Consider the following 25,058-nt stretch of genomic DNA (forward strand, 5'->3'; position numbering starts at 1 on the left):
AGAATCACTTGCAGCAGAAGGATGAAATCGCACCTGCCAAACCTGCAAAAAAGAATGGGGCGCCCGAAGGCACCCCAGTTTCGCTGATAAGGCTCATCCTTGATACCGCCCGGTTGTTTTTGCCTGCGGCCTTATCCACGTCAGGGGGCGAGCGCACCCGCCCCGTGTCAAGATGGAAGGCGGCACTTGCGCACGCTCCCTCCCATGTCAGCCGGGCACATCCCTTGGGACGTGGACGGGCCCGGCGGTCTCTTAGCTACAGCCCGTGGTCGACCCACAGGTGTTGCATTTCATACAGGTGCCATTGCGGACCAGCGTGTAGTTGCCGCATTCGCCGCAGGGGTCGCCCTCGTAGCCCTGCATCTTGGCTTTGGTGCGCGCGTCGATCTTGTTGATCGTGCCCGTCGATACCGCGGTTTCGCTCACCAGTGTTTCCGTCACGGTGGTTTTCATCCCTGCCGTTTCCGGCACCAACGCGTTAAGCACGCCCACCGGATCGGTTCCGGTCAGAACCGTTCCCCCTGCGTCGGCGCCGCCTTGCAGCACCATCAGCTCTTGCGGCATCCGCTTGCGCAAGTATCCGGTCGAACTGATTTGCTTCAACACTTCCAATGACTTGGAGGCCGCAGTTTCAGTCATTTCCTGAACGTTCGACACGCCTTCTTCCTCGCCGCGACCCAGATCGTCGAAACTGGCCCCTTCTGGTTTCACATGCGCCAGATCAGTGCGATCCAGATAGCTGACAGCCAGTTCGCGGAAGATATAGTCAAGGATCGAGGTTGCGTTCTTGATTGAATCGTTGCCCTGCACCATCCCGGCAGGTTCGAATTTGGTGAAGGTGAAAGCGTCCACGAACTCCTCAAGCGGCACGCCGTATTGCAAGCCCACGGACACGGCAATGGCGAAGTTGTTCATCATCGCCCGGAAGCCAGCGCCTTCCTTGTGCATGTCGATGAAGATCTCACCCAGATTGCCATCTTCGTATTCGCCGGTGCGCAGGTAAACCTTGTGTCCGCCAACGATGGCTTTTTGGGTGTAGCCTTTGCGACGCTCAGGCAGTTTCTCACGGCCACGCGCAACTTCTTTGACGACGATTTTTTCGATGATCTTCTCGGCCAATGTCACCGCTTTGTCGTGGGGCGAACCCGCGGCAAGGATTTCTTCGGCTTCCTCGTCATCTTCGACCAGTGCCGCGGCCAGCGGTTGGCTGAGTTTCGAGCCATCGCGGTAGAGCGCGTTCGCTTTGATCCCGAGGCTCCACGACAGTTCATAAGCTTTCTGGCAATCCTCGATCGTGGCGTCATTCGCCATGTTGATGGTTTTCGAGATCGCGCCGGAAATGAAGCTCTGCGCCGCGGCCATCATATAGATATGGCTGTCAACATTCAGGAAACGCTTGCCTTTTTTGCCGCACGGGTTGGCGCAGTCAAAGACGTTGTAATGCTCTTCTTTCAGATGCGGCGCCCCTTCCAGGGTCATCGTGCCGCAGACGTGGTCATTGGCAGCTTCGATGTCGCGGCGGGTGAAGCCCAAGTGGCTGAGCAGGCTGAAATCGGGGTTGTTCAGCTTCTCGGCCGGGATGCCCAGCACGTTGGTGCAGAACTCTTCACCCAGCGTCCATTGGTTGAACACGAAGCGGATGTCGAACGCGGACGGCAGCGCTGCCTCGATCTTGTCGATCTCGTTTTGCCCAAAACCGTGACCGATCAGCGTCGTGTGGTTGATCCCCGGCGCATTACCAATTGTGCCGTGACCCACGGCATAGCTGATGATCTCTTCAATTTCTGACGACGCATAGCCCAACTTCTCAAGCGCCGCCGGAACCGAGCGGTTGATGATCTTGAAGTATCCGCCGCCGGCCAGTTTCTTGAACTTCACCAGCGCGAAGTCAGGCTCGATCCCGGTGGTGTCACAATCCATCACCAGACCAATGGTACCGGTAGGTGCAATCACGGACACCTGCGCGTTGCGATAGCCGTGCTTTTCCCCCAGCGCCAGCGCCTCGTCCCACGCGCCCATGGCCAGATCGACCAGCTTGGCATCGGGGCAGTTTGCGTGATCCAGCGCCAGTGGCTTGATCGACAGACCCTCATACCCTTCGGTCGCGCCATAGGCAGCGGTGCGGTGGTTGCGGATCACCCGCAGCATGTGATTCCTGTTACGCTCGAACCCTTCGAACGCCCCAAGCTCGCCCGCCATTTCGGCGGAGGTCGCGTAAGATACACCCGACAGGATCGCCGTCAGCGCGCCGCACATCGCCCGGCCCTCGGGCGAGTCGTAGCCAAAGCCCATATTCATCAGCAGCCCGCCGATATTGGCATAACCCAGCCCCAGCGTGCGGAAGACATAGCTGCGCTCGGCAATCTCTTTCGACGGGAATTGCGCCATCATCACTGAAATCTCCAGCGTGATCGTCCACAGGCGGGTGGCGTGCATGTAATCTTCGGCCTGGAACACACCGCCTTCCAGGAAGGTCAGCAGGTTCATCGAGGCCAGGTTGCAGGCCGTGTCATCCAGGAACATATACTCCGAACACGGGTTCGAGCCGCGGATTTCGCCGTCTTCCGGGCAGGTGTGCCAGGCGTTGACCGTGTCGTGATACTGGATGCCCGGATCGGCGCAGGCCCAGGCGGCGTGGCCGATCTGGTCCCACAAATCGCGCGCCTTGATGGTCTTGGCGACCGAGCCATCGGTGCGGCGGATCAGTTCCCAATCGGCATCTGCTTCAACGGCTTTCAGATACGCATCCGTCACACGCACCGAGTTGTTCGAGTTCTGGCCCGATACGGTCGCGTATGCTTCCGAATCCCAGTCGGTGTCATAGGTCGGGAACTCGATCGCGCCATAACCCTGCTTGGCATAATCCAGCACGCGTTTTACATAAACCTCTGGGATCGCGACCTTTTTCGCGGCACGAATGACGTCTTTCAGGGACTCGTTGACCTTCGGATCGTAAGCGTCTTCTTCGGCGCCATCCCAAGTGCGGATCGCGGCGAAGATGTGGTTCAGATGCTCTTCGTGCATCTTCGAACCTGCAACCAGCGAGGCCACTTTCTGCTCTTCCTTGACCTTCCAGTTGATGTATTCCTCGATATCCGGATGGTCGCTGTCCACGATCACCATCTTGGCCGCGCGGCGTGTGGTGCCGCCCGACTTGATTGCGCCCGCCGCGCGGTCGCCGATTTTCAGGAAACCCATCAAACCAGATGATTTACCACCACCCGACAGCGGCTCATTCGCCGCACGCAGGGACGAGAAGTTGGTGCCGGTGCCTGAGCCGTATTTGAAAAGGCGCGCTTCACGCACCCACAAGTCCATGATGCCGCCGTCGCCCACCAGATCGTCACCGATCGACTGGATGAAACAGGCATGGGGCTGCGGATGCTCATAGCTCGATTTGGATTTGGTCAGCTTGCGGGTCTTGTGATCGACGTAGTAATGGCCTTGCGCCGGACCGTCGATGCCATAGGCCCAATGCAGGCCGGTGTTAAACCACTGCGGCGAGTTCGGGGCCGCGCGCTGGCTGGCCAACATGTGGCGCATTTCGTCGAAATAGGCTTTCGCGTCAGCCTCGGTGGTGAAGTAACCACCTTTCCAACCCCAATAGGTCCACGCCCCTGCCAGACGGTCAAACACTTGCTTGGCCGAGGTCTCGCCACCGTAACGCTCTTCTTTCGGCAGCTCTGCCAGTGCTTTGTCGTCCGGGACCGAGCGCCAGAGAAACTCAGGAACACCTTTTTCTTTCACGCGCTTCAAGGCCGCCGGCACGCCCGCTTTGCGAAAATACTTCTGCGCAATCACGTCCGAGGCAACCTGGCTCCAATCCGCCGGGACTTCGCAAGCGTCCAATTTGAAGACAATTGTGCCATCCGGGTTACGGATTTCAGATGTAGTGGTGATGAAATCCAGCTCGGAATAAGCGTCTGCTCCGGCTTTGGTGAATTTGCGTTCGATTTTCATAGTGCCCCGTCGATCCTTCGTGCGCTGTGGTGTTGCGTGTCTGGGCACGCCTTCACCCTTCAAAATTTAGCTGATCGCAAGGACCGAAATTGACACAGGAATTCCGCCCCGAAACACGCCCTACGCGGACCCGGTTTGGTTTCGACCCATCAGGTCGCGCCATATATATTTCACTGTCCCGCTGTAACCTGCCGCCACTATATGTTGTGGCTTGATGACCAGCACGCACAAGGTGACGTATCGACCCCTAGCAGGTCAACAAAAACTTCTGGTCTATCCACAACTCTTTTGCGTTGACCTCAATCGTGGTTTGGGCAAGTCCCGAATTAACCAATTGATTCCTCATCAGAGGGTGTCTGTGGATGGTTTCTGATTTTGCTATTTGATCACCGGACTTATGCCAAAAAGGGAAAGTGATACCTCAATTCAGAACCATCAAGCACATGGGGCGCACCACGGCAGATCGTTCGGGCGAGAACGCAATTCAAAAGATCTCTCGGCAAAACAGAGAAATCTCACCATCTTCAGACAAACAAGCTGTTAGGACGGTCAGGTGTGGCATTGATACGTCAGGCAAAGTGTCATCATCGCGTAAAAATGACGTCGGAAAAGAATCACATTTCTCGTTGAACATATCTCTTAGGTGGTTCGTCACCACCCCTGCCTTAGTGGCCGGAACCGAGAGAGACCCGGGACGCACATGGTTTGGCGCTGACCGGTCGCGATGGGTGCCGGATCACCGGATATGGCGGTCATGCGTCGTCGGGATAAGGCGACCCGCGTCGATCTGGTTCATGGTGGAATGGTGGTGGTCGGGACGGCAAGATTCGAACTTGCGACCTACGGTACCCAAAACCGTCGCGCTACCAGGCTGCGCTACGCCCCGAACGCCCTCTCCTTAACGGGGGTGATGGACGAAGAAAAGGGCAAATTGACGACCTGCCCGATCTTCATGATCTACCTTGTCTATTCTGCTGCCGCGCAGGGCCATGACGCGATGCTCTGATCCAGCAAAGGATGGCGTAGTTCGGTGCCTTCGGTTATGCCAAACCGCTCGGCGATGCCGCCGTTCACCTCAAGCACCGCAAGGATATCCGACCCTCCGGGGATGGGCGACAGATCAAGCGGTATGGCGTTCTCGTGCACCCGCGCCACCGTTCCATCGGCGGTCAGAAACAGCATATCCAATGGGATCAGCGTGTTTTTCATCCAGAAACTGACCGGTTGCGGCTTATCAAACAGAAACAACATGCCATGAGACATCGGCAAGCTTTCGCGGTTCATCAAACCTTGCGCACGTTCGCCGGGATCGTCGGCGATCTCGACCGTGAACCGCGCTTTTCCCCAGTCGCCACGAAGGTCAACATGATCAGGACCACATGTCCCGGCAAATGCAGGACCAGACAGTAAAAAGGCGCAGATGACGGACGCCCCAAGTCTCAGAACCTTGTTGAATTGGCTATGCATATCAATCCTTATGATCGGTGGCCGCATCCCACGACGACACGCTGACTGCCATGCAGCCGCGTTTGCCCGCTGCTGTTCGCAGGCCGATCGCTTCGCCCGGTTGCAAATCGGCAAGACCTGACCGGCGCAGAACCTCGACATGGATAAACACGTCTTCCGACCGTCCAAACACATTGGCAAAGCCAAATCCCTTGGCCTTGTCGAACCATTTGACCCGCGCAGGCTCCAACGGACCAACACTGTCGGGATCAACGACACCTTCAACGAATTCTTCAAGTTGGTGTTCGGAATCAGCCGCGGGCGGCTGAATCGACAAGACGTTGACAGCCTGACGTCCCCGTTCGGTCGATTGAACGGAAATTTCGATGATGGACCCATCGGCAACTGAGCTTTGGCCGAAATTGCGCAGCACGTTGGCATGAAGCAGAATATCCGCCCCGCCTTCATCTGCGATCACGAAACCAAACCCCTTGCTCGGGTCAAACCATTTGACCTGGCCACGCAGCACGATTGGCTCATGCGCGTCTGTTTCTTGCGCCATTTCTGTCCTCAAAAAATTCGCATCCCCACCATACTATTGGGGTGTTTGAAATCCGGGTGCAAGCCTTAAACACATATACTTTTAGGCAGGTATAGCACGAAAATTCAGTTTTTTTAAGGGTTTAGTCGAGTAACTGACCACGAGTCATTTTTTTCCCCCTTGCTCCAACGAAACCGGTCATGAAGGCGGAACGCGCCATCGGCCCAGAACTCGATTTCAGTCGGCCAAATGCGGTATCCACCCCAAAATGGCGGGCGCGACGGGTTGGTGCCATGCGTTGCCGTCACCTTCGCCACCTCGGCCATCAACGCTGCGCGTGACGCCAAGGGTTGGCTCTGATGCGACGCCCAGGCGCCCAGTCGGCTTTTCAGCGATCGCGATGCGTAATAGGCATCCGCCTGAGGTCCCTCCTCGCGCTCGATCATGCCACGCACCCGGATCTGGCGGCGCAGGCTTTTCCAATGCATGACAAATGCCGCCTTGCCGGATTGGTCCAGCTCTTGCGCCTTGGCCGACCCGTAATTCGTATAGAACACGAAGGCATCATCTTCGATGTCCTTCAACAACACCATCCGCGCATTTGGAAGCCCGTCTGCATCGACTGTCGATAGCGCGATGGCATTGGGATCATTGGGCTCCGTTTTCTCGGCCTCGGCCAGCCAGTTTCGCGCGATGACAAACGGATCGTCGCCTGCAAATATCCCGCCACGTTCTGACATCCCGGCCTCCTTTTCGTTACTTTCCAAACATATGGCCTGCGCGGTTCCGTGCCAACTCTGTTACAATACCTTAACAGGACATGACCCACAGACTTGAAGAGACAGGGCCAATCGCCTAAACGGACTTAACGGAGTATCTCGGGACGGGGAACCAGAATGTCGAGCGAATTGATGAAGGGCAAACGCGGCCTGATTATGGGACTTGCCAATGACAAGTCCATCGCATGGGGGATCGCGAAAGCCTGTGCCGACGCTGGAGCCGAACTGGCTTTTTCCTATCAGGGCGAAGCGCTGAAAAAACGCGTTGATCCGCTGGCCGCCCAGTTGGGTTCGGATGTCATCATTGAATGCGATGTGGCGGATCAAGAGTCGATTGACGCATTGTTCAGCACACTTCAGCAGAGATGGGGAAAGTTGGACTTCGTCGTCCATGCCATTGGTTTTTCTGATAAAAACGAACTTCGGGGTCGCTATGTTGACACCAGCCCGGAAAACTTCCGGGTGACGATGGACATCTCGGTCTATTCCTTCACCGCCGTCGCACGACGCGCTGCGGATATGATGCCGGATGGTGGATCGCTTCTGACGCTGACCTATTATGGTGCCGAGCAAGTCATGCCCCATTACAACGTGATGGGCGTGGCCAAGGCGGCGCTTGAAGCATCTGTGCGCTACATGGCCGAGGATCTGGGCAAGGATGGCATTCGCGTGAATTCGATCTCTGCCGGGCCGATCAAGACGCTGGCGGCCTCGGGCATCGGTGATTTCCGTTACATTCTGAAATGGAACGAACTGAATTCACCGCTGCGCCGCAATGTCACCATTCAGGATGTCGGCAACTCCGCCCTGTATCTGCTGTCCGATCTTGGGTCGGGCGTCACGGGCGAGACCCATCATGTGGACAGCGGCTATCACGTTGTCGGCATGAAGGCGGTTGACGCCCCCGACATCGACGTGGCCACTGGACGCAAATAAGGAGCATTCCACATGAGCGACCGTCTGCCCCACGAAAAAGGTTTCCACATCAGCTGGGATCAGATCCACCGCGACAGTCGTGCTTTGGCGTGGCGGCTGGATGGCCAGGGCCCAAAAGACACTGGCTGGCGCGCAGTGGTTGCGATCACCCGTGGCGGGCTGGCACCGGCCATGATCGTCGCGCGCGAGCTGGACATTCGCACCGTTGATACCGTTTCGGTCAAATCCTATCACCACCAGTCGCAGGGCGAAGCCGAGCTTCTGAAAGCCCCGGATGCGGCCATGATGGGCGATGGTGAGGGGATCCTGGTCATTGACGACCTTGTCGACACCGGCAAAACGTTGGAACTGGTGCGCAACATGTATCCCAAAGCACATTTCGCCACGGTTTATGCCAAACCCAAAGGACGCCCGCTGGTGGACACATTCATCACCGAGGTCAGTCAGGACACGTGGATTTTCTTCCCATGGGACATGGCTTTGCAATATGTCGAGCCGTATCGCGGTACGGACTGAGCCAGTCCCTCGGAAACAAAACTGAAAGCCCTGCCCCTTGTGGTGGGGCTTTTTCGTATCCGTGACGACCAATCGGCGTGAAAAAACCCGGCACAGCTTTCGCAGGCCGGGTTCAACATAACCTGAGCGAGCAGCTTACTCGGCTGCTTCGGGCGCATCCGGAGCGCCGCTTGTCGCATCATCATCAGAGGTCGGGGCATCTGATTTCGCCGGTTTGCGGGGCTTGCGGGCCCGTGCGGGCGCTTTCTTCGGCTTGCTTTCCGGCGTTTCGACCAGACCGCTTTCCGCGCCCTCATCCATCGTGTCAGGCTGCGGCGTGATGTCGGGCTGATCGCCCTCACCTGCGGCACCTTGCGGCGATTTGCGCTCGGCTCGCGCCTCACGCTCTTCTTTTTCGCGTTGTTGACGTTCGCGGTTTTGCTGTTCCGACTGCAACCGCCTGGCTTCCATCTCACGCTGGGCTTCACCGAGAAGTCGGGTGTAATGTTCCGCGTGTTGCTGGAAGTTCTCGCCCGCAACCCGGTCATTCGACAAGAACGCATCGCGCGCCAACTGGGTATATTTGTCGATGATCTGCTGGGGCGTCCCGCGCACTTTGCCTTCGGGGCCCGAGCTGTCATAGACGCGGTTTATGATGTTACCGGGATTGTTCCGGTTTCGGTTCGACTTGTTATTCCGCGAACGTGATTTCGGCGATCTCATAAGCTTGTTTTTCCAGCTTTTAGCTTCCAACGCGCGGTTTAATTGCCGCGCTGTGTTTTCGAACAAGACACCAATCTGTGCCACATCGCTCGAATTGTAGGGCTTACCAACAGCGGCTGTCACAAGGACTGCGACACTGCTAAAGCCTGATTGTCACGTGGATTGCCGAAACACAAGCCTTATCTGGCAAAAACTGATGGAAACGGGGAAATTTGCCGGGTTTCGGACTATTTAACGGCTGTTTTACACCAGTTAGCTGGACAAATTCCGCGTGGACGTCCAGTTGCCGATGACGACGCGGTCGTGCTGGGACAGGTCTTTCAGCAACTGGATTGCAACGAATCCGGCCCTTTGAAACAAGTTCCTGACCGCCGCGCCCTGCCCGGCGCCAATCTCCACAATCAAGCGTCCACCGGGCACCAGATGTTGCGGCGCTTCGGAAATGATCTGGCGATAAGCTGCAAGTCCGTCACCGCCGGGGGTCAGCGCCAGATGCGGCTCCCAGTCCCGCACCTCGGGAGCCAAGGTCGCCATCTCATCCTCCGATATATAGGGCGGGTTGCAGACAATCAGGTCAAACCGCTTTTCGGCGTCGACCATCTCGAACCAGGACCCTTCCGTAAACTCAGCGCGATCCGCGACCTGCAAAACTTGCGCATTGGATCGGGCAATCGACAGTGCATCGGCGGACAGGTCCACCCCCTGCCCCTGCGCCTCGGGCCGTTCGGCCAACAATGTCAACAGGATGCAGCCCGTTCCCGTTCCGAGGTCCAGCATGGTATCAAACGAAGCTGACAGCGCGGTGTCGATCAGAAGCTCGGTGTCCGGGCGCGGGTCCAAGACGTCGCCGGTCACGATGAAGTCCCGGCCATAAAACGCGCGTGTGCCGATGATCTGGGCGACAGGTTGGCGCTTGGCCCGCGCCGCAATGGCCCGTTCATAGGTGGCGGCTTCGTGATCTGCGATCTTGTCTGGCAGAACCACAGTCAAACGGCTGCGATCAACACCCAGAACATGGGCCAGCAACACCCGCGCATCGCGGACCGGATCATCCACACCCGCGTCCCGCAGCGTCCGCGTGGCCGCGCCTAAAAGCTGCGCGCCGCTCGTCATCCGTCCAAAGCGGCCAGCTGTGCGGCTTGATCTTCGGAAACGAGCGCGTCGATCACCTCGTCCAGATCACCCGCAATGATCTGATCCAGCTTGTAAAGCGTCAGGTTGATCCGGTGATCCGTCATCCTGCCTTGCGGAAAATTATACGTGCGGATGCGTTCAGACCGATCGCCCGACCCCACCTGCGCCTTACGGTCGGCGGCGCGCGCGTCGTCCACCCGCTGGCGTTCCAGATCGAAAAGCCGTGTTTTCAGAACCTGCATCGCAATCTCGCGGTTGCGGTGCTGGCTTTTCTCGGAACTCGTCACCATGATGCCCGTGGGCAGGTGGGTGATGCGCACCGCGCTGTCGGTGGTGTTCACGTGCTGCCCGCCCGACCCGGAGGCGCGCATCGTGTCGATGCGGATGTCACCGGGGTCGATCTGAATATCCACGTCCTCGGCCTCGGGCAACACCGCGACCGTCGCCGCCGAGGTATGAATGCGCCCGCCGCTTTCGGTTTCCGGCACGCGTTGCACCCGATGCACACCGCTTTCATATTTCAGGCGCGCAAAGACGCCTTCGCCTTTCACATGAGCCACGACTTCCTTGATGCCGCCCAGCTCGGTCAGGCTCTGCTCCATGATCTCGAATTTCCAGCCCCGCGCTTCGGCATAGCGTTGATACATGCGCAGAAGATCGGCGGCGAACAGCGACGCCTCATCCCCGCCGGTGCCAGGGCGGATTTCGATCATCGCGGGGCGGGCGTCGGCGGCGTCCTTGGGCAGCAGAACCAGCCGTATCGCCTGTTCGACCGCGGGCAGCCGTTCTTTCAGCGCGGGCAGTTCTTCTTCGGCCAGTTCGCGCATGTCCGGGTCGTCCAGCATCGCCTCGGCCTCGGCAATGTCATCCAGCAGGCGTCGATAGGCGGCAATCTCCTCGACCACCGGTTTCAGTTCGGCGTATTCGCGCCCGACCTGCGCGATTTCATCACCCGACAGGCCCTGGCCCATACGGGCTTCCAGGAACTCGAACCGTTCCGTGATCGCAGAGAGTTTTTCCATAGGAACCATTGTGGCGGTGTCCCTTATCACAGGGGTTTGGTCAAGAGGCGCGATTGTGCTAAACTAAGGCATGTTCAGGATGTTGCCCCTTTTCTTCGTCGCGGGCGGACTGTTCGCGGAACCGACGCTGGCCGATGTCACCACGCCGGGTGGCAAGGTCATTGACTGCTATTGCACCGACACGTCCGGCAGCCGGGTCGAACTAGGCGAACGCATTTGCCTGTTCGTGGGGGGGCGCGCCTTCATGGCCCGCTGCGAGATGAGCCTGAACGTGCCGATGTGGCGTGACACGGGCGAAGGCTGCGTTTCGGCACAAGCTGGCAGCCCAAAGACACTGCCCAGCAGCGAGGCCCCCGCCGAACCGCCTGCGCTTTAATCAGAACTCGTCGTCCATGTCATCATCAAGATGTCTGAGCTTCTCGAGCCAGGCGTCGACCCGTTGTTCGTTCACACCCAGATCATTCTTGCCATAGACAAGATGGGCGTGGATATGCAGCGCGTCATCGGCCACCCAGGCCACCGTGATGTCGGGAAAGCCGATCCGGCGCGAGCGGGTGACCACCGCGAACAAATCGTCTTCCTGATAGCGCAGATGCGTGCGCGGCGCTTCCAACGCGATCCATGCCAGATGGTCCAACGCACCCTCAGGCAGAATGCGCAATGGAATCACGTATTTCACCCCACCCGGCAGCCGGTGCGTCCCGGGATTGTTCGGTCCCGGTCGGGCCGAGAACCTCTCGGTCGGCAAGGGGGCCAGTCGCACCCAGCCAAGCGCGAGAACGGCCAGAAAAAGGATACCCAGAAATGCAGTGACAAAATAATTCACACACGCCCCCTCACCCTCCGCCCCCGCGGATCGTGACCCATCAACTATTGGTAGCGATAGATGAGCCGGCCAAACGCTGCAAGCCTAATCCTGCAAGGGTCTGCGACGCGCGAATGCCATCGCACAGAGACGTGCAGCACGGTTCAACCGATGCTGTTGTTTCACAGTGCAACCGTTTCAAAAATCAACTGCGCCGCGTAACTGCCCATAGATTCAGGATTTCCATGGCCACATGCGCTCCTGCAATGGCGGTCGCTCCGGTTGTGTCATAGGGCGGTGACACCTCAACAACGTCGCCGCCGACAATGTTGATCCCGGCCAGGTCGCGCAAGATCATCGACACCTGCGCCGAGGTCAGGCCAGCCCAGACCGGCGTCCCGGTGCCCGGAGCAAATGCCGGGTCCAGCGCGTCGATATCGAAGGTCAGATAGGTCTTGTGGTCGCCCAGGATCGACTTGATCTTGTCAACCACCGCGACGGGGCCGGTTTCATGCACCTCGCGCGCGTCGATGATATTCACGCCCAACGTGTCGTCGTTATGAGTGCGGATGCCCACTTGGACCGAGCGCGCGGGGTCGATCAGACCCTCTTTCACCGCCTTGTAGAACATCGTGCCGTGATCCACGCGGGTCATGTCATCGTCGGGCCATGTGTCCGTATGGGCATCAAACTGCAACAGGCTCAGGGGGCCGTGCTTCTTCACATGCGCACGCAGGATCGGGAAGGTGATATAGTGATCGCCGCCCAGCGTCAGGCAGGCCGCGCCCTGATCCAGAATGCTGGTGATATGCGCCTCAAGCGCGGCGGGGAACTGATCGATATGGGCGTAATCGAACGGCATATCGCCATAATCGGCGATGGCAAACTCGCTCATCACATCGAAATCCCAGCCATAGGCCTGATCGGGCGATTGCAGGCACGACGCTTCGCGGATGGCGCGCGGGCCAAGCCGGGTGCCGGGGCGGTTGGTGACAGCCTGGTCGAAAGGGATGCCAGTGACCGCAATATCGACGCCGCGCAGATCTTTGGAATAGGTTCGGCGCAGAAACGACAAGGCCCCCCCAAACGTGTTTTCAAAGGCCAAGCCCTTGAACCCATCGCGCGTAAATGCGATGTCGACCTGTGTTTTTGCGTCTTCCAGTGCCATAGGAGCCTCCCCTGTTTCTGATCGGTTAGCACAGGTTGCGCGGTCTGGCCAGATAATTTGATCAAATTCGAGGCGTGACCTCAAACCGGGTTCAACCGCTCGATCAGACGTGCGAAGAAACTTGCTCCATAGGGGGCGACTTCGTCGTTGAAATCATAGGCCGCGTGATGAACACCTGCACCATCTTTACCCTGCCCCAGAAACAAGTATGCGCCGGGGCGTTCTTCCAGCATGTAGGCAAAATCCTCGGCGCCCATCTCACGCCCTTCATTGGCCAGCACACGGTTTGCACCGCTGATCTCTTGCGCTACTGCGGCGGCTTTCTTGACGGCGTCCGGGTCGTTCACGGTGGGCGGGTAGCCCAGCTCATAATCAATATCGGCCGTAACGCCGAAACTGGCCGCCTGCCCCTCAATGACCTCGCGCAGACGACGTTGCACCATCTCGCGCACCTCTGGGGTGAAGGATCGGACAGTCGCGGCAAACCACGCGTCCTCGGGGATGATATTGTCCGCCGTGCCGCCGCCAATCATCGTGACCGAGACCACCAGATTGTCCATCGGTGACAGGTTTCGGCTGACGATGGATTGCACCGCCTGCACCATCGACACCACGGCCATGATCGGATCGACCGTATCCTGTGGATAAGCCGCGTGGCCACCACGGCCCGTCACTTTGACGCGCAAGGTGTCGACCGCCGCCATGATCGGGCCGGGCGTGGTATAAAACGTGCCCACATCGTGCCCGGGCATGTTGTGCAGGGCATAGACCTCGGCGATACCAAACCGGTCCATCATGCCCTCGTCGCACATGTATTTCGCGCCGCCGTCTATTTCTTCGGCCGGTTGAAAGATCAGCGCGACGCGGCCCCGGAAATTCCGCGTTTCCGCCAGATAACGCGCAGCCCCCAGCAACATGGTGGTGTGCCCGTCATGGCCGCAGGCATGCATCCGTCCGGGCACGGTCGAGGCATGGTCAAGTCCTGTCATTTCCTGCATCGGCAACGCATCCATATCGGCGCGCAAGCCGATGGTCGGCCCGTCGCCCTGACCGTTGATGATGCCCACAACACCTGACACGCCGATCTTCTCGTGAATCTCGTCCACCCCAAAGTCGCGCAAGTGATCCACCACATAGGCCGCAGTGTCGTGACACGCCAACCCCAGTTCAGGGTGGGCATGCAAATGGCGCCGCCATGTCTTCATGTCGCCTGCAAATTCGCCAATGCGGTTGATGATTGCCATGACTTCCTCCTATCAAGGGTGAGACGAAACAATCCTGATTTGGACCATGATGCAATGAGCAAAACCCACGATCGTTCCCCCTCAGACAATCTGGTTCACGACCCGCAAGGGGGGATGGATCGCCTGCGCGAGATCATGCGCCGCCTGCGCGATCCGCAAAACGGGTGCCCGTGGGACATCGAACAAAGTTTTTCCACCATCGCGCCTTACACGATCGAGGAAGCCTATGAGGTGGCGGACGCAATCGAGCGTCGGGCGTGGGACGAATTGAAGGGCGAATTGGGTGATCTGCTGTTTCAGTCCGTCTTTCACGCCCAGATGGCAGAGGAGGCCGGGCTGTTCAGCTTCGACGAGGTGGCCGACACCATGTCCGACAAGATGGTCGCGCGCCATCCGCATGTGTTCGGCGACGAATCACGTGACAAATCCGCCGAACAGCAGACCCGTGACTGGGAGACCATCAAGGCCGCCGAACGCGCGGACAAGGCCCAGCAAGGCGTGCTGGATGGTGTCGCCATCGGTTTGCCGGCCCTGCTGCGGGCGGTCAAGCTGCAAAAACGGGCCGCCCGCGTGGGGTTCGATTGGCCCGATATCGGCCCTGTGCTGGATAAGATCACCGAAGAGGCCCGCGAGGTTGCCGAAGCCCGGGACACGCTGGGTCCGGACGAACTGCGCGAGGAAATCGGAGATTTGCTGTTTGTGGTGGCCAATCTGGCGCGCCATCTGAAGGTCGACCCCGAAGAGGCGCTGCGCCATGCCAACGCCAAATTCGAGCGTCGGTTTCAGGGCATCGAGCGGCGATTGGCCGCCGTAGGGCGCGCACCCACTGACGCGTCCCTGGCCGAGATGGACGCCCATTGGGAAGCAGAGAAGACAGCGGAACGATCAGGTGGCAAATAATTTCTGATTGTTTTAATCGGGTATTGACCAAAGCAAAAGACTCAGGTTTAAGCGCGACAACGAAACAAGGAGACCCACGTGATGAACACAGTTCGCACTTTCGCCACCGCCTCAATTCTGGCCGCAACCCTTATCCCGGCTGCCGCCAGCGCGGAAGAAGTCAACGTCTATTCCTATCGTCAGCCCGAGCTGATCCAGCCGCTGATGGATGCCTTCACCGAAGAAACCGGCATTCCGGTCAACGTGGCCTTCCTGAAGGACGGCGTGATCGAACGTCTGAAAGCCGAAGACAAACGCAGCCCGGCCGACCTGATCATGACGGTCGATTTCGCCCGGCTGGCCGCCGTGGTCGAAGCCGATCTGACCCAACCGGTCGAAAACGAGGTTCTGGCCGCCAATATTCCTGCCGCCTATCGCGATCCCGGCAATGAATGGTTCGGCCTTACCTCTCGTGCACGGATTGTCTATGCCTCGAAAGAGCGTGTGGCCGAGGGCGAAGTGACCACATATGAAGATCTGGCCGACCCGAAGTGGAAAGGCCGCATCTGCACCCGTTCCGGCACCCACCCATACACACTGGGGCTGGTCGCTGCCTACCTGACCCACAACGGCGAAGAAGCCACCCGGGCCTGGATTGATGGCGTGAAGGCCAACCTGGCCCGCAAACCGCAAGGCAACGACCGCGCGCAGGTCAAGGCGATCTGGGCCGGGGAATGCGACATCGCGATCGGCAACACCTATTACATGGGTAAAATGCTCAGCGATCCCGAGCAAAAGGAATGGGCTGACAGTGTCAATGTTGTCTTCCCGGTCTTTGAAGGATCAGGCACCCATGTGAACGTGTCGGGCATGGCGCTGGCCAAATACGCCCCGAACAAGGAAACGGCCATCAAACTGATGGAGTTCCTTGCCTCGCCCAAAGCGCAACAAATCTATGCCGCGCAAAACTTCGAATACCCGATTTCGCCTGACGTCGAAGCCGACGACATGGTGAAAGGCTGGGGCAGCTTTACACCGGACGGCGTAAACCTGATGGAAGTGGCCGGCTATCGTGACGATGCGTTGAAACTGATGCAGGAAGCCGATTTCGACGGTTGATCGGTCTTACCAATCAAGACAGCAAAGCCCGGCGTCACCGCCGGGCTTTTTCGTGGATCACTCGCCCGCTTTGCGCATCGGCAGGAGCATCTGCGCCAGATAATGCCCGGTATAGCTCTCGGCGACTTGCGCCACGTCCTCGGGCGTGCCGGTCGCCACGATGCGACCGCCCCCATCGCCACCTTCCGGGCCAATGTCGATCAGGTGATCTGCCGTCTTGATCACATCCAGATTGTGTTCGATCACGATAACAGTGTTGCCCTGATCGACCAATTCATGAAGCACTTCCAAGAGCTTGCGCACATCTTCGAAGTGCAGACCCGTTGTCGGTTCATCCAGAATGTAAAGCGTGCGCCCGGTCGAACGTTTGGACAGCTCTTTCGACAGCTTCACCCGCTGTGCCTCGCCCCCGGACAAGGTCGTCGCTTGCTGGCCCACCTTGATATAGCCCAAACCGACGCGCATCAACGCATCCATCTTGTCGCGGATCGACGGCACCGCCTGAAAGAAACTCTGCGCGTCCTCGACGGTCATGTCCAGAATATCGGCAATCGACTTGCCCTTGAACTGCACCTCAAGCGTTTCACGGTTGTAGCGTTTGCCCTTGCAGGTTTCGCAAGTGACGTAGACGTCGGGCAGGAAGTGCATTTCGATCTTGATGACACCATCGCCCTGACAGGCTTCGCATCGTCCGCCTTTGACGTTGAAGCTGAACCGGCCGGGCTTGTAGCCGCGGGTCTTGGCTTCGGGCAGACCGGCGAACCATTCGCGAATGGGCGTGAAGGCCCCGGTATAGGTCGCGGGGTTTGACCGTGGCGTGCGCCCGATAGGACGCTGGTCGATGTCGATGACCTTGTCCAGATGCTCCAGCCCCTTGATGGTTTCACAGGGCGCGGGCGTCTGGCGCGCACCGTTCAACCGCATCGACGCGGTCTTGAATAACGTTTCGATCGTCAGTGTCGATTTACCCCCGCCCGACACGCCGGTCACACAGACAAACTGGCCCAACGGAAAATCGGCAGTGACACCTTGCAGGTTATTACCGGTGGCCTTCACCACCTTCACCGACTTGCCATTGCCCTTGCGCCGCTGGCTCGGCACGGCGATTTCGCGCGCGCCGGTCAGGTATTCCCCGGTGATCGAGTCAGCACAGGCGGCGATATCGTCAGGTGTGCCGTGCGCAATCACTTCACCCCCATGCACACCCGCACCGGGACCGATATCGAAGACATAGTCCGCTTCGCGAATGGCTTCTTCATCATGTTCGACAACAATTACCGTATTGCCCTGATCGCGCAGGTTTTTCAGCGTGGTCAGAAGCCGCCCGTTGTCGCGCTGATGCAACCCGATGGATGGCTCGTCCAACACGTAAAGAACCCCCGTCAGGCCGGAGCCAATCTGACTGGCCAGCCGGATCCGCTGGCTTTCCCCGCCCGACAACGTGCCGGAGTTGCGGCTGAGCGTGAGGTATTCCAGACCGACATTGTTCAGAAAACCCAGACGTTCACGGATTTCTTTCAGGATGGCGCGGGCGATTTCTTTCTTCTGTTCGCTCAGATGATTTGGCGCGTCCTCGACCCAAGCCAATGCCTCGCGGATCGACATCTGGACCACCTGCCCCACATGCAGGCGCTGCTCGGGCGTGCCTTTGGCTGGACCGATCTTGACCGCAAGCGCCTCGTCGCGGAGGCGATATCCGCCACATGCACCACAAGGCCGGTTGTTCTGATAGCGTTCAAATTCCTCGCGAATCCAGTTCGAATCCGTCTCGCGATAGCGGCGTTCCATGTTGGGAATGACGCCTTCGAAGGGGCGCGTGACCTCATAGACCCGCCCGCCTTCGTCGAAACGAAACTTGATCTCTTCCTCGCCCGAACCATAGAGGAACACCTGCTGCACATGCTTGGGCAGGTCTTTCCACGGCGTGTTCTTGTCAAATTCGTAATGGCGGGCAATCGATTCTATGGTTTGCAGGAAATAGGGCGACTTGCCCTTACGCCAAGGCGCAAGCGCACCGTCATAGATTTGCAGTGTCGCATCGGGGACGACAAGGCGTTCGTCAAAGAACAGTTCTTTGCCCAACCCGTCACATACCGGACACGCCCCGAACGGCGCGTTGAACGAGAACAGGCGCGGTTCAATTTCCGGGATGGTAAACCCCGACACCGGACAGGCGAAGTTTTCCGAGAAGGTGAAAATCTCCGGCTCGCCCTCTTTCGGCGCCGTTTCCAGCAGGGCAATGCCATCGGCCAGATCCAGCGCGGTGCGGAAACTGTCGGCCAGCCGTTGCTCCATCCCTTCGCGCACCACCACGCGGTCCACGACCACGTCGATATTGTGGCGGAACTTCTTGTCCAACGTGGGGGGATTATCAAGCTCGTGCAGCTCTCCGTTCACCTTGACGCGCTGAAAACCCTTCTTCTGAAGGTCTTGAAATTCCTTGCGATATTCGCCTTTTCGGTCGCGCACGATGGGGGCAAGCAGATAGGCGCGCGTGCCCTCCTCCATCTGCATGACTCGGTCAACCATATCCTGCACCTGCTGGGCCTCAATGGGCAGGCCGGTGGCAGGCGAATACGGCGTGCCCGCGCGGGCAAACAGAAGGCGCAGATAGTCGTAAATCTCGGTCACGGTGCCGACGGTCGAACGCGGGTTCTTGGACGTCGTCTTTTGTTCAATCGAGATGGCAGGCGACAGACCCGCAATGTGATCCACATCCGGTTTCTGCATCATATCAAGGAATTGGCGCGCATAGGCGGACAGGCTTTCGACATAGCGCCGCTGCCCCTCCGCATAGATCGTGTCAAACGCCAGCGACGACTTGCCCGAGCCGGACAGCCCCGTGATCACCACGAGCCGATCACGCGGAATATCCACGTCGATGGATTTCAAGTTGTGCTCGCGCGCGCCACGAACCTGAATTTCTTTCAACTCGGCCATTCTGACCCCCAGTTCACAATTGCTTAACGGTTAGGCCAAACCGCGCGGCGGGACAATCGGAAAGTTAGAACATTTGCGGAACATCTGCAATCACCGCTCATCCGCTGTCGTCACAGATTCTGTTTATTGAATTATCATTCGACTCAGCCGTTGATCTGAATACGGCGATATCAATATCCCAGATCAATTGCCCATCGGGATAGCAGCAAGACATTTTGGAACCATGATGGGCTCGAGAAAAATGGGCCGTGCAATGCTGTCGCCCGAGGTTATCGTTTGCCAGTTGCGCCCTGTCATTCACCCTTATGGTTGACTGATACCGTCGCAGATGTTATTCACCCATATGGTTGAACGAAATGACATGGACCACATCAGCGCCGTTCTCAAGGCAGCATCGGACGTCAATCGCCGTGCGATCCTGACTTTGCTGGCACAAGAAGGTCCAATGCGTGTCACAGACATCGCGCGTCATTTTGACATCAGCCTGAACTCGGTCTCAAAGCACATCAAAGTGCTTGAAGCCTGTGGACTGGCGACCCGGCGCACCGAATGGCGCGAGCACTTGATCGAAGTGCAGATGGGGCCGCTTTCCGCCATCGATCACTGGTTTGCCGAATTGCGTTCGATCTGGGCGCTGCGGCTGGATGCCCTCGAAGCTGCCTTGAAGGAGGACGACAATGACTGATCTATCCCTCGAAATCACCCGCCACATCCCCTACCCGCCCGAACGCGTGTTCGATGCGTGGCTGGACCCGAAAATGCTTGTGAAATTCATGATCCCCGGCGCGGGCGTCACAGTGCCTGACGCAAGCGTCAATGCCACGGTCGGGGGGCGTTTCAGCATCATCATGCGGGTGCCGGAAGCAGGCGATTTGCCACATGAAGGTGAATACAGGATCATTGATCGCGCCAAGCGGCTGCAATTCACTTGGGAATCGCCTGCTAGCACCGCCGAAGAATCGATCGTCACGCTGGATCTTACACCGAAAGACGGAGGCACCGACCTGCGCCTGCATCACATCCGTTTCCCGTCCGAAGAAAGCCGCGACAACCACAATGGCGGTTGGTCCGCGATCCTTGCCAAACTGGATGAGGTGCTGGGCTAACAGGCAGTCAGGCCTGCCAGACCACCCAAGCACGATGCAAAAAGGCCGGGCAATGACCCGGCCTTTCTGCCTTACATGTGAATGACGCGGTCATAGGCGTCCAGCACCGCCTCGTGCATGCTTTCCGAGATTGTCGGGTGCGGGAAGACCGTGTGCATCAACTCTTCTTCAGTGGTTTCCAGCGTTTTGCCGACCGCGTAGCCCTGGATCATCTCGGTCACTTCCGGGCCAACCATATGAGCGCCCAGAAGCTCGCCGGTTTTGGCGTCGAAGATGGTTTTGACCATGCCTTCGGGGTCGCCCATGGCGATGGCCTTGCCGTTGCCGATGAAGGGGAAGCGGCCAACCTTGACCTCATACCCCTGCTCTTTCGCCTTCGCTTCCGACAGACCGACGCTGGCGACCTGCGGGTGGCAATAGGTGCAGCCGGGGATGCTTTCTGGTTTCACCGGGTGGGCGTGCAAGCCCGCGATCAGTTCGGCCACCATCACACCTTCGTGGCTGGCCTTGTGGGCAAGCCACGGCGCCCCGGCGATATCGCCGATCGCATAGAGGCCGTCCACACCCGTGCGGCAATGCGCGTCCGTAACTACATGGGTGCGGTCGATCTTGACGCCCAACGCTTCCAGCCCCAGCCCTTCCACGTTGCCGACGATGCCGACGGCGGAAATGACGGTGTCGAAATCATGTTTCTCAACCTTGCCGCCGACCTCGATATGGGCCGTGACCTTGCCGCCCCCGGATTTGGAAGGCGCGCGGTCCAGTTGTTTGACCATGGCTTTCTCCATGATCTTCATGCCTTGCTTGACGAAGGACTTCTTGGCGAAGGCGGAAATCTCGGCGTCTTCGACGGGCAGCACGCGGTCCATCACCTCGACCACAGTCGTATCCGCGCCCAGAGTGTTGAAGAAACTGGCAAATTCGATGCCAATGGCACCCGATCCGATCACCAGCAGCTTTTTCGGCATACGCGGCGGGTTCAACGCGTGCTTATAGGTCCAGACCAGATCGCCGTCAGCTTCCAGCCCCGGCAATTCGCGGGCGCGCGCGCCCGTGGCCAGAACGATGTTCTTGGCGGTCAGTTCCTCGGTGCCTTTATCGGTCTTGACCGAGACCTTGCCCTTGGCGGGGATCGAGGCCTCACCCATGAAGACCGTCACCTTGTTTTTCTTCATCAGATGACCAATGCCGCCAGACAGTTGCGCGGCCACACCGCGCGAACGCTTTACAATGGCGGGCAGGTCATAGTCGATCTTGCCCGCAGACAGACCAAACTCCTTGGCACGGTGCATCAAATGAAACACCTCGGCCGAGCGCAACAGCGCCTTGGTCGGGATACAGCCCCAGTTCAGGCAGATGCCGCCCAGATGCTCGCGTTCGACAATGGCAACATTCTGGCCCAGCTGGGCCGCGCGAATTGCCGCCACGTAACCACCGGGTCCAGCGCCAACCACAACCGTATCAAAAGCCTTTCCCGCCATAGGGACTCCTCCTCATCTTCAAGATAGTTTGGCACTAAACTATTTAGTTCAACGGATCAATGACGCCAGGGAAGACCCGCTAGTCGCTGGGCGAAACCCAGCACAGTTGGGACCTTCAGGGGATGGTCGTATGAACGCCCCCACGACGCTTATGCTTTTCCTTCCCTAGCTTCGAACTTCTTGCGAAGCGCGGTGTATCCGCCGTCTTCGATAAATACGCGTTCTTCGTCCGTTGTGTCGCGCCCCAACACGTCGTTGCGGTAAGGAAAGCGTCCAAAGCGTTCAATGATCGCTCGATGGACACGCGCGTGCAGCGTGTCGCCCTGCCCCGGCGTGTCAGCCATCCGTTCGGCCATCAGCGCGATGCAGCGGTCCTGGTCTTCCATTGCTTCGCTGTGCATGAAGGGAAGGTAAAAGAACTGCCGGTCGGGTATTTGTATCTGCATGTCCAACCCGCGAGCGATTGCATGATCCGCGCAGGTCCGTGCCGCCGGATCGGTCGCAAAAGATCGCGCATCGCCACGAAACATGTTGCGCGGGAACTGATCCGTCAGGATCAGGAACGCCAATGCCCCCTGCGGGGTATCGCGCCAGCCATCCAATGTGCCATCCCGCGCAGCCTCGTAATCTGCCATGAACCGTTTACGGATCGTGTTGTCCAGCTTGTCCGACGCTTCATACCAGCCCTTCGGTCCAACCTCGTCGATCCAGAACGTGATGATCTCGTGCGGTTCACTCATGGTTGCGCCTCCCGTTTTCTTTACCCTAACGGGTGTGGGAAGCAGTTCAAGGCTGGACGCAGGTGGAAGGCTACTCGTCCTCTTCCGCCTCATCGGCCCAGACCTCTTGTGCCATATCCACAGCGACCGGCGAGGCGGCTGGCGACATGGTCATGTAGGCACCCGTGTCTTTGGGTGCCGGACCGGACCGTTGGGTCATGCGCCACAGGCCATAGATCAGGAAACCCACCAACAAAAGCGCCATATAGCCGAAGAACCCAAGCGGTCCCATCACCCCCATGACCCAACCTGTGACCACAGGACCGGCAATCGCACCCATCCCGTTGATAAAGATCAGACCAGCCGAGGCGGCAGGCATGTCGTCAGGTTCAAGGAAGTCATTCACATAGGCCAGCAGAAGCGCATAAAGCGGGTTCGTCATCCCACCAAGGAAGAACGCAGCCAGCAGAAGAAGCTCGTATCGGGTGCCAAACACAACCGGCAACATAGCCGCCGCGGCGGCGATTGCAGTGACAATCAGGATCAGCACACGCCGGTCCATCCGGTCTGAAATCCAGCCGATGGGATATTGCAGCACCAACCCGCCGATATAGAGCGCCGACACGAAGGCCGAAATTTGTCCCACCGTCAGGCCAACCTGCTGACCAAAGACCGACGCCATGCCGAATTGGGCGGCAAACACGCCCCCCAATAGCATGAATCCCACGCAGCCCATGGGCGAGATATGGAAGAGTTCCCGCAGGCTCAGCCCCTTTGTCGTTTCAAAGGCCGGGGTTGGGTTCACCGACAAAAGAATGGGCGCAAAGGCGATCGAAACAAGCACCGAGGGCAGGATGAACAGGATGAACCCGCCGGGATCGCCGATCACCAGAAGGCCCTGCGCGGCGATAATGCCCACCATCTGCACGAACATGTAAAGCGACAGCGCCTTGCCACGGTTTTCATTGTCAGCCGCGTTGTTCAGCCAGCTTTCCGCCGTGACATACACGCCCGAGAAACAGAAGCCGACGATCACGCGCAAAGCGGTCCAGGCCCATGGGTCGGTAAAGGTGGGATACAGGATCAACACCGCCGAGATAAACGAACCAAGCGCCGCAAAGACGCGCACATGGCCCACCCTGCGGATCATGATCGGTGCCATGCGCGACCCAAACAGGAAGCCCGCGAAGTAACCCGACATTACGAGCGATAGCTCGAATGTCGAAAACCCCTCAAGCCCGCCCCGAATCCCCAACAGCGTGCCCTGCACACCGTTGCCCACCATAAGCAGCATCATACCAAGAAGCAGCGCCCAAGAGCTCGACAAGACTTGTAGCATGGAGATCTCCTGTTTGCGTTATGGTCAGTTTAGCAAGCCGTTGTGTCAGACCACCGACATTTCGCGACATGTGAGCGTCCGGCACCGGCCCGACTTTGCCTTTATGGCTGACTGGGCAGAAGCAGTGAACTGTCGCCGTAAGAAAAGAAGCGATAGCGGTGCGCGATGGCGTGATCATAGACCGCACGCATCCTGTCTGTTCCCATCAGCGCCGACACCAGCATCATCAAGGTTGATTTCGGCAGGTGGAAATTGGTCATCAGCCCATCGGTGATGTTGAACCGAAAGCCGGGCGTGATGAAGATGTCCGTGTCCCCCTGCCAGGGGCGGATCTTGCCCGGTGCTGTCGCTGCACTTTCGATCAGGCGCAGCGCGGTGGTGCCGACCGGAATGATCCGGCCCCCGGCTGCGACGGTCGCCTCGATCTCATGCGCGGCGACCGTACTGACCCGGCCCCATTCCGCGTGCATCTTGTGCTGTGCAATGTCATCAACTTTCACGGGCAGAAACGTCCCCGCCCCCACATGCAGCGTGACATGGGTCAGCCCGACGCCCATCGCAGCAATTCGGTCAAGCAATCCATCGTCGAAATGAAGCGACGCGGTCGGCGCAGCCACCGCACCCGAGTGGCGGGCAAACACCGTCTGATAGTCTTCGTTGTCCTGCGCATCCGCCGCGCGTTTCGCGGCGATATAGGGCGGCAGCGGCATGTTCCCCGCGGCGGCGAGCGCGGCGTCGAACGCCGCGCCTTCAAGGTTGAAGCAGATCACCGCCTGTTCGCCGTCCCGCCCGACGAATTGGGCGCACAGATCATCCGAAAAGATGATGACATCCCCGTCGCGCAGCTTGCGCAGAGGTTTCGCCATCACGTGCCATTGTCCGGCGCTGTCTGGCGACAACAACGTCACCTCGATCTTGGCGACCCCTTCACCCGGGGCTTGCCCGGCCCGTGTGCGGGTGCCGAACAGCCGACCGGGAATGACCTTCGTGTCGTTCAGAACCAGCCGGTCGCCGGGGCTCAGCCAACGGGTCAGATCGCTGACATGGGCATCGGTGATCTGATCCGGCGTTGCCACCAGCAAACGGCTGGCCGTGCGCGGCCGCACAGGGCGCGTCGCGATCAACGCGTCTGGAAGATTGAAATCGAAATCACTCAGCTTCATGGCGGCGCGTGTAGGCGGCTTGTCCGTCCGCGTCAACGGGTTCCTACGGATCGCGGCCG

The 25,058-nt window shown here is 58.8% G+C and carries 22 protein-coding genes and 1 tRNA gene; 7 read left to right on the plus strand and 16 right to left on the minus strand.

Annotated elements, in window-relative coordinates:
• Positions 1 to 252: 252 nt before the first annotated feature.
• The 5 genes from AC13C8_RS15810 to pdxH all read right to left on the minus strand — a co-directional run bounded on the left by AC13C8_RS15810 (position 253) and on the right by pdxH (position 6,687).
• Positions 253 to 3,960, minus strand: coding sequence for a vitamin B12-dependent ribonucleotide reductase (locus AC13C8_RS15810; RefSeq protein ID WP_482848260.1), 3,708 nt, complete (start codon positions 3,958 to 3,960; stop codon positions 253 to 255).
• A gap of 809 nt (positions 3,961 to 4,769) precedes the next feature.
• Positions 4,770 to 4,846, minus strand: a tRNA-Pro gene (locus AC13C8_RS15815).
• Positions 4,847 to 4,926: 80 nt separating this feature from the next.
• Positions 4,927 to 5,427, minus strand: a complete 501-nt coding sequence (locus AC13C8_RS15820; protein WP_091429763.1) for a DUF192 domain-containing protein — start codon at positions 5,425 to 5,427, stop codon at positions 4,927 to 4,929.
• A 1-nt stretch (position 5,428) separates the two neighbouring features.
• Entirely contained in the window at positions 5,429 to 5,968 is a 540-nt protein-coding gene (locus AC13C8_RS15825) for a cold-shock protein (protein ID WP_091432190.1), read from the minus strand.
• Between the two features lie 113 nt (positions 5,969 to 6,081).
• Positions 6,082 to 6,687, minus strand: coding sequence for a pyridoxamine 5'-phosphate oxidase (gene pdxH / locus AC13C8_RS15830; protein WP_091429761.1), 606 nt, complete (start codon positions 6,685 to 6,687; stop codon positions 6,082 to 6,084).
• A 156-nt stretch (positions 6,688 to 6,843) separates the two neighbouring features.
• Between pdxH and fabI the strand changes: the two genes are divergently transcribed.
• Complete coding sequence (gene fabI / locus AC13C8_RS15835) at positions 6,844 to 7,662, plus strand: enoyl-ACP reductase FabI (RefSeq protein ID WP_091429758.1); 819 nt, start codon at positions 6,844 to 6,846, stop codon at positions 7,660 to 7,662.
• 12 nt (positions 7,663 to 7,674) lie between these two features.
• Complete coding sequence (gpt, locus tag AC13C8_RS15840; RefSeq protein ID WP_091429756.1) at positions 7,675 to 8,178, plus strand: xanthine phosphoribosyltransferase; 504 nt, start codon at positions 7,675 to 7,677, stop codon at positions 8,176 to 8,178.
• A gap of 135 nt (positions 8,179 to 8,313) precedes the next feature.
• On the opposite strand, the gene AC13C8_RS15845 is transcribed toward gpt, so the two are convergent.
• From AC13C8_RS15845 to prfA, 3 genes are all read right to left on the minus strand, one after another.
• A complete protein-coding gene (locus AC13C8_RS15845) occupies positions 8,314 to 8,880 on the minus strand; it encodes a DUF4167 domain-containing protein (protein WP_091432189.1) in 567 nt (188 codons plus the stop codon).
• 252 nt (positions 8,881 to 9,132) lie between these two features.
• Positions 9,133 to 9,993 (minus strand): peptide chain release factor N(5)-glutamine methyltransferase, encoded by an 861-nt coding sequence (gene prmC / locus AC13C8_RS15850; RefSeq protein ID WP_482848264.1) that lies wholly within the window; start codon positions 9,991 to 9,993, stop codon positions 9,133 to 9,135.
• Positions 9,990 to 11,045 carry a peptide chain release factor 1 gene (gene prfA, locus AC13C8_RS15855; protein ID WP_091429752.1) on the minus strand — a complete coding sequence of 352 codons (1,056 nt, stop codon included), beginning with the start codon at positions 11,043 to 11,045 and terminating at the stop codon, positions 9,990 to 9,992. Before prfA ends, prmC begins: the two co-directional genes overlap by 4 nt.
• 70 nt (positions 11,046 to 11,115) lie before the next feature.
• On the opposite strand from prfA, the gene AC13C8_RS15860 reads away from it, so the two are divergent.
• On the plus strand, positions 11,116 to 11,412 hold the full coding sequence (locus AC13C8_RS15860) for a hypothetical protein (RefSeq protein ID WP_245744686.1): 297 nt from the start codon (positions 11,116 to 11,118) through the stop codon (positions 11,410 to 11,412).
• Here AC13C8_RS15860 and AC13C8_RS15865 read toward each other — a convergent pair whose 3' ends face one another.
• From AC13C8_RS15865 to AC13C8_RS15875, 3 genes are all read right to left on the minus strand, one after another.
• On the minus strand, positions 11,413 to 11,862 hold the full coding sequence (locus AC13C8_RS15865) for a DUF1499 domain-containing protein (RefSeq protein ID WP_482848265.1): 450 nt from the start codon (positions 11,860 to 11,862) through the stop codon (positions 11,413 to 11,415).
• A 184-nt stretch (positions 11,863 to 12,046) separates the two neighbouring features.
• The gene (gene speB, locus AC13C8_RS15870) at positions 12,047 to 13,009 is read right to left on the minus strand and encodes an agmatinase (protein ID WP_482848266.1); all 963 of its coding nucleotides are present in this window, start codon (positions 13,007 to 13,009) and stop codon (positions 12,047 to 12,049) included.
• Positions 13,010 to 13,089: 80 nt separating this feature from the next.
• A complete protein-coding gene (locus tag AC13C8_RS15875; protein ID WP_482848267.1) occupies positions 13,090 to 14,253 on the minus strand; it encodes a M20 aminoacylase family protein in 1,164 nt (387 codons plus the stop codon).
• Positions 14,254 to 14,307: 54 nt separating this feature from the next.
• Here AC13C8_RS15875 and mazG point away from each other — a divergent pair, with 54 nt between their 5' ends.
• Together mazG and AC13C8_RS15885 are read left to right on the plus strand one after the other, a co-directional pair.
• Positions 14,308 to 15,153: a nucleoside triphosphate pyrophosphohydrolase gene (gene mazG / locus AC13C8_RS15880; RefSeq protein WP_245744685.1), complete on the plus strand. Its 846-nt coding sequence runs from the start codon at positions 14,308 to 14,310 to the stop codon at positions 15,151 to 15,153.
• Positions 15,154 to 15,234: 81 nt separating this feature from the next.
• Positions 15,235 to 16,251, plus strand: coding sequence for a Fe(3+) ABC transporter substrate-binding protein (locus AC13C8_RS15885; protein ID WP_091429742.1), 1,017 nt, complete (start codon positions 15,235 to 15,237; stop codon positions 16,249 to 16,251).
• A 57-nt stretch (positions 16,252 to 16,308) separates the two neighbouring features.
• On the opposite strand, the gene uvrA is transcribed toward AC13C8_RS15885, so the two are convergent.
• Positions 16,309 to 19,191: an excinuclease ABC subunit UvrA gene (gene uvrA / locus AC13C8_RS15890; protein ID WP_482848269.1), complete on the minus strand. Its 2,883-nt coding sequence runs from the start codon at positions 19,189 to 19,191 to the stop codon at positions 16,309 to 16,311.
• Between the two features lie 361 nt (positions 19,192 to 19,552).
• Here uvrA and AC13C8_RS15895 point away from each other — a divergent pair, with 361 nt between their 5' ends.
• Positions 19,553 to 19,876 (plus strand): ArsR/SmtB family transcription factor, encoded by a 324-nt coding sequence (locus AC13C8_RS15895; protein ID WP_482848270.1) that lies wholly within the window; start codon positions 19,553 to 19,555, stop codon positions 19,874 to 19,876.
• A complete protein-coding gene (locus AC13C8_RS15900) occupies positions 19,869 to 20,297 on the plus strand; it encodes an SRPBCC family protein (RefSeq protein ID WP_091429736.1) in 429 nt (142 codons plus the stop codon). Before AC13C8_RS15895 ends, AC13C8_RS15900 begins: the two co-directional genes overlap by 8 nt.
• A gap of 71 nt (positions 20,298 to 20,368) precedes the next feature.
• On the opposite strand, the gene lpdA is transcribed toward AC13C8_RS15900, so the two are convergent.
• The 4 genes from lpdA to queA all read right to left on the minus strand — a co-directional run bounded on the left by lpdA (position 20,369) and on the right by queA (position 24,999).
• Complete coding sequence (lpdA, locus tag AC13C8_RS15905) at positions 20,369 to 21,778, minus strand: dihydrolipoyl dehydrogenase (RefSeq protein WP_482848272.1); 1,410 nt, start codon at positions 21,776 to 21,778, stop codon at positions 20,369 to 20,371.
• A gap of 149 nt (positions 21,779 to 21,927) precedes the next feature.
• Entirely contained in the window at positions 21,928 to 22,518 is a 591-nt protein-coding gene (locus tag AC13C8_RS15910; protein WP_482848274.1) for a DUF924 family protein, read from the minus strand.
• Positions 22,519 to 22,588: 70 nt separating this feature from the next.
• Positions 22,589 to 23,836: an MFS transporter gene (locus AC13C8_RS15915; RefSeq protein WP_091429730.1), complete on the minus strand. Its 1,248-nt coding sequence runs from the start codon at positions 23,834 to 23,836 to the stop codon at positions 22,589 to 22,591.
• A gap of 101 nt (positions 23,837 to 23,937) precedes the next feature.
• Positions 23,938 to 24,999: a tRNA preQ1(34) S-adenosylmethionine ribosyltransferase-isomerase QueA gene (queA, locus tag AC13C8_RS15920; protein ID WP_482848275.1), complete on the minus strand. Its 1,062-nt coding sequence runs from the start codon at positions 24,997 to 24,999 to the stop codon at positions 23,938 to 23,940.
• Positions 25,000 to 25,058: the final 59 nt, after the last annotated feature.

Source organism: Aliiroseovarius sp. B-4, assembly GCF_056857795.1.